The following is an 11,779-nucleotide window of genomic DNA, read 5'->3' on the forward strand; positions in this document are numbered from 1 at the left end:
GGTTAATTAATCTTTCTTTTTCTGAACCATCTATCGTTTAAAGATAGTCCAATGTTTACTTTGAAATAACTTTCTTTGATCAAACCAGCATCGATAGTTCCTCTTTTTCCGATTTCAAAACCAATATTAAGATTAGAGATATCTCTGCCCAGTGGTAATCCAGTTCCAAAAGTTATGCCAAAATCATTTATGTCTTCATTATTTATCTCTAAACCTGTCTGAGAAACCCGCAAACCAGCCCTGTAAGTAATTCTCTTATAGTAACTTGTAAAAGAATTATACTCCGGAACAAAATATCCTCCTATTGCAAAACCACTTGCATCGTTATAGGTTAAATTGTCTACTTCAAAGAAGTCATTTCTATACGTACTCAACTCTTGGAAGGTATATTCGGCCCCTAAAAACCATTTTAAATCTTCCCCAATACCAACTCCCAAGGTAGTCTTGGTTGGTATTCTCACCGGAGCAAATTTTCTAGCTTGCGCATCTAAGTTTACATCAACAACTTCTATTTCTTGACCTGTAACCCTAGAGAAAGAACCTATTGATTGAGAATTCTCCGCATTTAAATTTATCTGAGTATCTACCCCAATAGTTGTGTATAAGGTATATTTTTCAGAAATTTTAGGCGTATAATTAATAGAATAATTAAAATCAAAACCACCTACTTGCGTTTCTCTCCTATCCAATGCACCATACTGCGCATCAGATGATGTTTGAACCCGTGTGGAATTAATAGTACCGAAATTATAATTTACAGTAGCCCCTATAGATATATCATCTAACAATTGGTAGCCCAACGAGAAATAAACCCTATTTAAACCACCGTCACCGGCATAATTATTAATGATAGTTACATCATCAACTGTGGTAGAAGTTTCTAAATCATACCCTACAGAAGTAAAAGGCATTAAACCAAAGCCCACGCCAAAACCTTTACCTAAAGGCACGCCGATAGACAAATAATCTAAATTTGTAACAGAAGTACTTTGACTAGCATCTGAAGTTTTCAAACCAATATTGTTGTAGGATATCCCTGCAGCATAGGTCGTTAACATTAACTTACTATACGCGGCAGGATTTTTTAGGTTGATGTGAATACTGTCTCCAACCATACTAATGCCCCCCATCATTTGATTATCTACTGTTCCTGAATTTCTGGTATCTCCTAGACCAAAATAAGAATATGGAGAAACAGTTCCGTTCTGAGCACTTAATCCTATTGAGCTTAAGAGCACTATTGCAACAAAAATTTTCTTAATCATTTACTTTTTATTGTATTCCAATAAACAATTTAACCCTTCGAGGAGAAATTTTGGATTGGCAAATATGGTATTTTTTGTTCGTTTTGACAAAAATAGCGCATCACCTCCTGTTAAAATAACTGTTAAATTATTAAATCGATGATTATATTGTTCAATTATTCCGTTTACTTCAACCGAAACACCATTTACCACACCACTGTGAATACATGTTTCTGTAGAGTTTCCAATAAAATCTATTAAATCTTCTTTTTCTAGCTGTGGTAATTTTGCTGTTTGTTGATGCAAGGCCTTATATCGCATTTGTATTCCTGGTGATATGGCTCCGCCAATATACTCCCCATAATCATTTACCATGTCATAGGTAATGCACGTCCCCGCATCAATAACCAAAGTATTGCTGTTTGGATTATGATAAAATGCTGCCGTTGCCAATGCAATACGGTCTACACCCAAAGTTTCTGGTGTAGCATATGAATTTTTAAATGGTGTTTTTGTTTTGTTTGTTAATTGATGCACTTCACAAAACAATGATACCACTGCCATATCTTTTTTATCCAGAACACCTACAGACGATATAATCGCATTTGTAATGTTCGGATAAGCTCCAAAAACCTGTTTTATTCGCTTTACAAATTCTGAAATTGCGAATTGTTCGTGATGAATTTCTGTTTTATCAAGAAAAACAGAAATTTTAATTAAGCTGTTACCTGCGTCTATTATTAGGTTCATGCCTCAAAGTTCTGAAATTATAAAAAAACTTTTCACATTTTTTTCATTTTTTATTTGGATATCGGAAAATAGAAATTATATTTGCAGCCGCTTAACGGCATTGGTGCCTTAGCTCAGTTGGTAGAGCAATGGACTGAAAATCCATGTGTCCCTGGTTCGATTCCTGGAGGCACCACAACAAAAACCCAAACAGAAATGTTTGGGTTTTTTTGTATAAAAAACTGAAAATGAGCCATATATTTATATAAAATATGAAGAACTCAAAAATATATATTTTAGTTTTCACCTCTTTTTGTATCATCATAGGCTTTATTTACTTGAAATTTGATTTTCCTGAAAGAACCCAAAAGCCAAAAACAGGACAAGAACTTTCAAAAATGTATTGTGCAAGTTGCCACTTGTATCCAGAACCAAAGGTACTTCCTCAACATATTTGGAAAAACACTCTTTTACCTGAAATGAAAAACAGGATGGGCTTAGGTGATCAGAAATCCATCGTTTCCAAAATTGGCTATGACGAATACATCAACTTAGCAGAAAAGGGTGTTTACGCGATCAGCCCAATGCTCTCCAATGAAGAATGGTTATTAATTGAAAAATTCTATATTGATAATTCCCCTAGCACACCCTCACCTCAAAAGACTAAAGCTGAAAACCACTTACAAACATCCTCAGTTGAGCTCCTCAAAAATTTGGATCAAAAACAGGGATTAACAACCTATTTTGGCGTTCATGATCATCAGCTCATGACAGCTACTGTTTTAGGGCAATTAAAAGTAACTGACTTAGCTACCAAAAAGAAACACAACATACAACTACCAAGCCCTGTAGTCCAAATCAAAACCAATAGCGTGCTCTGCATTGGCGGTAATATGAACCCTACTCAGAAAAAACTAGGGAGTCTTCATGAGTTTGATGCTGATTTTAAAAACCAACAACTGATCATTGATAAACTTCATAGACCTGTAGATTTTGAACATGTAGATTTAAATAATGATAGTATTAAAGATTATCTAATTGCTGAATTTGGTAATTATACAGGCCAGATAACCCTAGTAGATGGAAAATCAAAAGAACGAAAAATCATAGCAACAAATCCGGGCGCTAGAAACTTTGTATTGAGAGATGTAAACAATGATGGTCAGATGGACTTTTACGCGTTAACAACCCAAGCAAAAGAACGTATCAGCTTATTTATAAATGATGGTAATGCTAATTTCAAAGAAACTACTATACTAGACTTTCCTCCACACCACGGCTCAAGCTTTTTTCTCCTTGCAGACCTCAACAATGACGGCAAAGAAGAACTAATCATGGCAAATGGAGACAATGCCGATTATAGCATTGTAAAGAAAAGTTTTCACGGCATACGTATTTTTGAAAACCAGAAGAAAACATGGAAGGAAGTTTATTTTTTCCCATCTTATGGAGCCACAAATCTTTTAGAGATAGATTTGAATCATGATGGTTTAACAGATCTGGTTTCCTCCTCATTTTTTGTTGAGCCGGAGTTTAGAAAAACGGAGCAAGTCCTTTACTTCATCAATGAAGGTAATTTTAAATTTAAAATAGCACATCCTGAGCTTCCTGAAATTCGTCCGATGACCATGAGACTAGGTAATGCAAATCAGGACAATATTAAAGAAATCTACCTTGGAAATTTTGAGTTTCAGGCTAATCCTGATCCTAATTACAACTTTATAGAAGCAGTCATTATAACTCCAGAATTTTAAACCTAAAATCACAACTTATAGTCATCGGGTACCACACTACAGACGCTAGTTTAAAGCGCTCTTATCCTCCTAAAAGCACTTGGAGTTGTAGCTTCTTTAGCTCTAAAAGTTTTTGAAAATGACTGGAGATTTTCAAAACCACACTGGAACGCTATTTCTGAAAAACTTAGATCACTGTCAGCTATCATATCCTTTGCCTTATTTAACCGATGCATTAAATGGTATTGTTTTAAGGTCATATTGGTTTTTTCCTTAAATAGTTTTCGCAGTAAAGAATAACTAACATTAAACTTTCGAGCAACATCATCAAAAACTATTTTAGATTTTACATTTTCCTTTATATAGCTTTCAACATCAAATATTATTTTCTCTTTTCTAAAGATTTGATTTTTATTGGTTAAGAAATTAGAATACAACACTCTTAAAATATCTATAAAAATAAACTGCACTCCTACATCCTCACTAGAAGAATTATTTTTCAAAATAGCAATTAAGGATTCAAACTGCAAGTCAATCTCATAATTGTAACCTATTTGATACACTTGTTGATTCATATTAAACAACTCGTTCTCAACTAAATATTCCATATAATTCCCTCTGAAAGTTACAGAATACTCCTCCCATAACGATGTACTATTCGGCACGCATCTATACCAAGTATTTGGATAAATAACTAACAGTGTATCCTTAAAAAGTTCTTGTTTTAAAATTTTATCTGATTCGAAAAATCCACTTCCATTTTTAATATAGATAATTTTATGATATTTAGACTTTACTCTAGCCTCCCAATCCCTAGTTGTCTTCCTCCTATCGGGAATACTTTTTAAATATTCTAAACTCTGAATAGTGACAGCATGTTCATTCACTGCTTTTTTAGAAGTAAAATTCCATTGAAAATTTTCCATAAATAAGGTTTACGAATTAGCTATTATTTTAACACTTATAAGGTAATACAAAAAATATCTTACCCTCAAACTTTTAAAATCATTAATCAAATTGTTAAATAAATATACTACAACGTTATAGTTTATCTAGCATTGTCAAAAATGACAAATTAAATATCAAAAATGACAAATTAATACAGTTTTAACATAATACTTTTATTACAAATATGCATTTACAGGTCTTTTTATCTGTAAAATTCATAATCAAAAACCTATTTTAATGATAAAAAATGAATATTTAATATCAGATTAAACTAAATATTTAAAAGCTCTTAATGATTTCGCTTACCCTAATAACTCAAGATAAATTCAACTAAAATTAAAATTTATGAATCTAAAATCACTTAAAAGTGCATTATTCCTTGGAGCTTTGCTATGCTTCGGGTTTAGTAATGCGCAACAGGTTACTGGTACGGTGTCAGATGAAACTGGCCCATTACCTGGTGCAACTGTTGTTGTTAAAGGAACAACGATTGGAACACAAACAGACTTTGACGGAAACTTTAGCATAGCTGCTGAAGCAGATGCTACATTGGTTTTTAGTTATGTAGGCTACAAAAAAATAGAAATGGCTGTCAATGGAAAGTCTACTATAGATGTAGTTTTACAGGAAGACGCTGCGGCACTTGAAGAAGTTGTTGTTACGGGATATTCCACACAAACCAGAGGAGACCTTACAGGCTCTGTAGGTAGTGTTGATATTTCTGAAGCAACAAAAGCGCCTATTGTAAATGCTGCAGAAGCATTACAAGGACGTGTTTCTGGGGTCACCATTACGAATAATGGATCTCCTGGTGCGTCACCAACAGTAAGAATAAGAGGATATGGTACTGGTAACAGTAATGATCCACTTTACATTATTGACGGAGTACAAACGGACGACGCAAGTATCTTAAACTCTATTAATCCTGCAGATATATCGCAAATGAATGTACTAAAAGATGGTGCAGCAGCGATATATGGAGCCAGAGCCTCTAATGGTGTTGTGATTATTACAACAAGAAGTGGTGGCTACAATATGGACAAAGCAAGAGTATCTTTAGATACCTACACTGGTTTCTCTGCAGCTACAAACGTACCTGAGCTTTTAAACACAGAACAACATGGAGACATGATTTGGCAAAGTATCAGGAACGATGGGGGTGTCCCCTCTCACCCACAATATGGTAGCGGACCAAACCCTATTACACCCGCAACTTTACAGAGAACTCCAGACGGTATTTCTGCAACAGTAAAGCCTAATGGAGGAACAGATTGGTTAGATGAACTATACAGAACAGCCATTACTCAGAATGCCTCTATTACCCTTGAAAACGGTAACGAGAAATCTAAATTCTTGTTTTCTGCAAGTTATTTAAATCGTGAAGGAATTCAAATTGCTACTGGTTTTAAAAGAGGATCTATGCGATTAAACTCAGAATTTAAAATCGGTGATCGAATTAAAGTTGGTCAACACGCTAACATCTCTTTTGATAGAAGGGCTGGCGGTCAATCTTGGTATAATTTTGCAACAAGAATGTCTCCTTTAGTTCCTGTTTATGATGACTTAGGAAACTATGCTGGTAACTATAGTAATGATACTGGACTTTCCAATCCAAACAATCCAATAGCAGAAGCAAATAGACAAGCTAATGACTTTAATAAATCATTTAGAGTTTTTGGTGATATCTACGCTACTCTTGACATTATTGATGGCTTACAATTTAAAACATCTATTGGTGGCTCTATTAAAGCCTATAATGACAGACGTTTTAGAGCTTTAATTCCTGAGTCTTCAGAACCTATCTCAACAAATACACTTACAGAAGCAGACCAAGACACGTACGAGTGGGTTTGGAACAATACTTTAAGTTATAACAAATCATTCGGAGAACATAGTATTAATGCCTTAGTAGGTATTGAAGCATTAAATGTTAATGGAAAAGGTAAAGAAATTTCTAGAACTGATTTCTTCTTTGAAACTCCTGACTATTATTTATTAGAAAATGGTGGTGGTGCTGCTAACGTAGCATACGCCTATGACAATGCTTCCTCTTTATTTTCTGTTTTCGGAACTGCCAACTACAGTTACGCAGGTAAATATTTACTAACAGCTACGGTACGTCAAGATAGATCTTCTAGATTCTTAGGAGATAATCAAAGCGATATTTTCCCTTCTTTTAGTGCTGGGTGGGTTGCTAGTAATGAAGAATTTTGGCCTACTGATGCCCTAATGAGCAGATTAAAATTTAAAGGATCCTGGGGACAATTAGGGAACCAAACGCTTCCTGTAGACAACCCTACTTTTAATATTTCAGTATTAAGTGGACAATATGCAGATTATGGATTTAACGGCAGCGGTGCTGTAACCCAAGGAGCTCTTTTAGAGTCTGTGGGTAATCCGGATTTAAAATGGGAAACCAGTGAAACTACAAACTTTGGTATTGAACTTGGTTTCTTTGACAACAAATTAAATCTTGAGGCGGAATATTTCATTATTAAAACTAAAGATTTAATTAGTCAAGATAACAGTGCATTTAGTACAACATCAATTGCTGCAAATGCACCGTATGTAAATCTTGGTTCTATTGAGAACAAAGGTATTGATGCAACACTTAGTTATGCAGATGAATTAAATTCTGGCTTTAAATATGGTGTTGATCTAAATTTCTCTAGTTATAAAAATGAAGTAATCGATTTGATTAGCGCTTTTCAAGTAGGATTTGATGGTTTTAGAACTACGGGTGCGGTTACAAGAACTCAAGAAGGACAACCAATATCTTCTTTCTACGGAAGAATTGTTGATGGAATTTTTGCTTCAGAGGCCGAGGTAAGTGCAAGCGCAGATCAAGGTTTTGCTTCTGCTGCAGATGGTGTTGGTAGATTTAAATATAGTGACATCAATAATGATGGTACAATTAACGATGACGATAGAACATTTATAGGTTCTCCGCACCCAGATTTTACATATGGTGTTAACTTAAGCGCATCTTATAAAGGTGTTGATATTTCTGCTTTTTTCCAAGGATCTCAAGGAAATGATATTTTCAACAACGATAAAGTGTATACAGATTTACCAACCTTTTTCAATGCTAATAGAAGTGTAAGAGTTTTAGACTCGTGGTCCCCAACCAATCTTGATGCATCTTTACCTGCACTTAGCCAGAGTATCACAAATAACGAAGGTAATGCCAATTCATTTTTTGTAGAAGATGGTTCATACATGCGTATGAAAAACTTACAAATTGGTTATACCTTCAATGATCAAGTATCGGGCTTACTAGGAATGGATAGTGTTCGTTTCTACCTTCAAGGTACTAACCTATTTACTATTACCGGGTATGATGGTGTAGATCCAGAATTACAACCGAGATTTAATAGTAATGGTTCTATAGATAACCTTACCATAGGTGTATCTGACAACAACTATCCGTTAGCCTCAATTTATTCATTAGGTATCAACTTAAAATTTTAAAAAATGAAAAAGAATATAATTTATTCCATATCGCTGACATGCATGATGCTAGGTGCCTGTAGTGATGATTTTACAAATATTGCTCCAACAGGGGCACTCTCTGACGAAGCATTACAAAATGCTACAGGAGTAGACTTAAAATTAACGGCTGCGTATTCCGCAATGGATGGCGAACGTATTGGTAGATTAGGTGAAGGAACTGCGGCAGGTGCAGACAACTGGTGGACCGATGTCGTTTCTGATGACGCACATAGAGGAAGTACGGATGGTGATAACACGGAACTATTCCAAGTTGAAACTCTAGATTGGCAAACTGGTAGCGGATGGTTTCTTGGACGCTGGAGTGCCTTATACGGCGGTGTAAATAGTGCAAATGCCGTATTATCTCTGATATCAACTATACCTGAGGGAGATTTTAGCCAACAACTAGGAGAAGCTACATTCCTAAGAGGGTATTACAATTTTGAACTTCAGAAATTTTACGGAAATGTTCCTTTTATCTCTGTGGAAAATTTTGACAACCTAGAGTTCAATCAACCAAATCCGGGGCCTGTTTGGGCTCAAATCGAAGCTGATTTCTTAACTGCAATTGACAATCTAGGTCCTGAGGTAGTCAATGGTAGAGCTAATTCTTGGATTGCAAAGGCATTCTTAGGAAAAGCATATTTATATCAAGAAAAATGGGACGAAGCATTTACCTTATTAAATGAGGTTGTTACCACAAGCCCATATTCTTTGAATGCTGAATATGTAAACAACTTTAATTTTGTTGGAGAAAACAGCTCAGAATCTATGTTTGCTATTCAATATGTTTCTGATGACGGCCGTTCTTTTAACGGTAACGGTACAGGCACCTTAAATTTCCCTGGTGGCGGACCATTAGGAACTTGTTGTGGTTTTTACCAACCAACCCAAGATTTAGTCAATGCATACCAAACAGACGGCAGCGGACAACCATTATTGGATACATTTGCTGACACTGATGTTGCTAATGATTATGGCATTGAGAGCGCTGATGACTTTACGCCGCACACTGGACCTTTAGATCCAAGATTAGATTATACCGTATCTAGAAGAGGAATAGATTATAATGGTTTTGGCCTGAACCCAGGAAAAGAATGGATCAGAGCAACTTTTGCAGATGTCTCTGGCCCTTATTTACCTAAGAAAAATGTGTACCAAGCAGATGAAGTTGATGCCAACCGAGGAACTGGTGGATGGGGATCTGATTGGTCTGGTATTAATTATAATGTTATGCGCTTCGCTGATGTTTTACTAATGACCGCCGAAGCTGCTGTTGAAAAATCCGCACCAGATTTAGCCCTTGCTTTAGAGTATGTCAATAGCGTTCGTAACCGAGCAAAAAATATGACCTATGTTCAAAATGAAGCGGGCGACGGAAATGCTGCCAACTATCAAATTGAACCTTACAGTGCTTTCGCTAGTCAAGAATTTGCTAGAAAAGCGGTACGTTTTGAGCGTCGTTTAGAATTAGGAATGGAAGGACATAGATTGTTTGATTTAAGAAGATGGGGTGTTGCACAAGAAGTTATTAACGCTTATATCGCCAATGAAGCTGCTGATATAAATCAATCTGATTATAGCAGATTTAGAGCATACACAGAGAAATTTGACCTGTTCCCGATTCCTGTAAATGCCATTGACCAAAGTGGAGGTGTATTAGACCAGAATCCTGGGTATTAATTAAAGTTTCAAGCAATAAAATCTTAATAAAATATAGATATGAATAAATTTAAAACTATAAGTATTGTATTGTCGATGCTCGCATTAGTAGGATTAAATTCCTGTGATAATGACGAGGTCGATTCTCCCGGAGCCGCCATTGTTGGGCCTGGATCCGTATATACTAGAATAAGCGCAAGTGGAAGCGCTACCTCTTTAGAAGCAGCTCTTATTGCTGCCACAGGAGATCTTCCTGCTACCTTGGAAGGCACAGGGCCGTTTACTGTTTTTGCTCCTACTGATGCTGCATTTACTGCATTAGCAGTATCCTTGGGTTATGAGACTACAGAAGAAATTACAGCTACTGAAGATTTATTAGCGAATATAGATAAAGATTTACTTTCACAAATCTTAAGCTATCATGTGGTTTCTGGTAATTTAGAAGCGAGTTCTTTTACAGATGGCGCTACACTAACCACCGTTTTAGGAGATGACCTATCTGTAATAGTAACTGCTGATGGCGACGTACAATTGCTTGATGCAACAAAATTATCACAAACAAACCCTGTATCAACCGTAACTCAAGCAAACAACTATGCAGATAATGGAATTGTTCACTTAATAGACAAAGTTCTTTTACCACAAGCTGCCATTGATGCCTTAAGTTTTGATACCCGTCCTACACTTTTAGAATGGGCAAAAGGAACTGAAGATTTAAGTATTTTGGCAAGCGCTATAGACAAAGCTGGTTTATCAGATGCCATTGCAGCATTGGATACCGCAAGAGTTTTAGCTCCTAACAACCAGGCCTTTGGGGATCTTTTTGACGCACTAGGAGATGATTATAGTAGTGTTGATGATTTTGACAATGAGGTTGAAATTGAATTATTAAGCAATATTCTTTTATTCCATGTATTACCACCTGCAAACGAGTCTACAGATTTAGTAGTAGGACCGGCAGCAACTCTTTTAACAGATAACCTTATTGACGTAATTGCTGATGGAGCTGGATTTGCATTTGGTGATGCCACGGCAACCAACGCTAGTGTAATCACCGCTGATATAGATGCTAGAAACGGAGTTGTAGACATTATCGACAAAGTACTTTTACCACAAGCTGCATTAGACTTCTTAGCTGTTTTAAGCTCTGATGACTTAGCGACAACAGTTATCAATGCTCCACAATTAAGTATATTGGAGGAGGCTTTAATTGCAACCGATTTGGTTGGAGCTTTCACGGATGCCATGAATGTACAGGATACTACAGCTACTAATTTCACCTATTTTAGACCCGCTACTGTATTTGCACCTACCGATGCTGCATTTGCAGATCTTTTTGATGCATTAGGAGCTGACTACACTGGTATTGCAAGTTTTGATACTGATGAGGAAATAGAACTTCTGAGTGACATACTTCTATACCACGTTTTAACAGGTAAAGTAATGAGCACAGATTTAGCTGCCGGAATGGCAACCACCGTTTCTGAAAGAGATATCGAAATCATCAGTGTTCTTGGAACTGAAAATTTTGTTATCGGCGATGAAACCAACGATGTCAATGCGAATATCACCACTGCAGACATTATTGCTAGAAATGGTGTAGCTCATATCATAGACAAGGTTTTACTACCTAAGAGTGCAATAGACTTTATTAGCGCTATGGAATAAGACCATAGTCTTCCGCTAACATTTTTTAGCGCGAAAAATACCAAACCACCCAACATACTAATTGTTGGGTGGTTTTTTTGAAATAAATTAGTAATATCAAGCTTTATTAAATCTAAATAATGAAGCGTATTATAATGATTTTCAAAATACTCTAAAAATAAATTGGAGGCAGCCATAAAAGAAAACATCCTGAATTGACACTGTTGCTTAGAGACAAATTATGAATTACCAAAAACTTACAAACTAATACTTTCTCTTGTAGCGAGTGTCACTAATAATTCTTAATTTGACCAATATAATTCA

Annotated in this window: 6 protein-coding genes, 1 tRNA gene and 1 pseudogene; 5 read left to right on the forward strand and 3 right to left on the reverse strand. The window is 35.9% G+C overall.

What is annotated here, in order from left to right; genetic code table 11:
- Nucleotides 1-2: 2 nt before the first annotated feature.
- Complete coding sequence (bamG, locus tag BLQ19_RS10150) at nucleotides 3-1,265, reverse strand: BamG family beta-barrel-assembly machinery protein (protein ID WP_074538278.1); 1,263 nt, start codon at nucleotides 1,263-1,265, stop codon at nucleotides 3-5.
- Complete coding sequence (locus tag BLQ19_RS10155) at nucleotides 1,266-1,994, reverse strand: type III pantothenate kinase (protein ID WP_024479002.1); 729 nt, start codon at nucleotides 1,992-1,994, stop codon at nucleotides 1,266-1,268.
- Between the two features lie 102 nt (nucleotides 1,995-2,096).
- Here BLQ19_RS10155 and BLQ19_RS10160 point away from each other — a divergent pair.
- Both BLQ19_RS10160 and BLQ19_RS21855 read left to right on the forward strand, forming a co-directional pair.
- A tRNA-Phe gene (locus BLQ19_RS10160) sits at nucleotides 2,097-2,169 on the forward strand.
- 697 nt (nucleotides 2,170-2,866) lie between these two features.
- Nucleotides 2,867-3,295, forward strand: a pseudogene (locus BLQ19_RS21855) (FG-GAP repeat domain-containing protein); the annotation flags it as partial.
- 482 nt (nucleotides 3,296-3,777) lie between these two features.
- On the opposite strand, the gene BLQ19_RS10170 reads toward BLQ19_RS21855, so the two are convergent.
- Nucleotides 3,778-4,632, reverse strand: coding sequence for an AraC family transcriptional regulator (locus tag BLQ19_RS10170; protein ID WP_074538280.1), 855 nt, complete (start codon nucleotides 4,630-4,632; stop codon nucleotides 3,778-3,780).
- 367 nt (nucleotides 4,633-4,999) lie between these two features.
- On the opposite strand from BLQ19_RS10170, the gene BLQ19_RS10175 reads away from it, so the two are divergent.
- From BLQ19_RS10175 to BLQ19_RS10185, 3 genes are read left to right on the forward strand one after another with little or no spacing between them, the layout of a single operon-like run.
- Entirely contained in the window at nucleotides 5,000-8,125 is a 3,126-nt protein-coding gene (locus BLQ19_RS10175) for a SusC/RagA family TonB-linked outer membrane protein (RefSeq protein ID WP_074538281.1), read from the forward strand.
- Nucleotides 8,126-8,128: 3 nt separating this feature from the next.
- Nucleotides 8,129-9,829 carry a RagB/SusD family nutrient uptake outer membrane protein gene (locus BLQ19_RS10180; protein ID WP_029444958.1) on the forward strand — a complete coding sequence of 567 codons (1,701 nt, stop codon included), beginning with the start codon at nucleotides 8,129-8,131 and terminating at the stop codon, nucleotides 9,827-9,829.
- Nucleotides 9,830-9,868: 39 nt separating this feature from the next.
- Nucleotides 9,869-11,476, forward strand: a complete 1,608-nt coding sequence (locus tag BLQ19_RS10185) for a fasciclin domain-containing protein (protein WP_083332232.1) — start codon at nucleotides 9,869-9,871, stop codon at nucleotides 11,474-11,476.
- Nucleotides 11,477-11,779: the final 303 nt, after the last annotated feature.

Origin of the sequence: Cellulophaga baltica (genome assembly GCF_900102165.1) — a bacterium.
Classification (GTDB): Bacteria; Bacteroidota; Bacteroidia; order Flavobacteriales; family Flavobacteriaceae; genus Cellulophaga; species Cellulophaga baltica.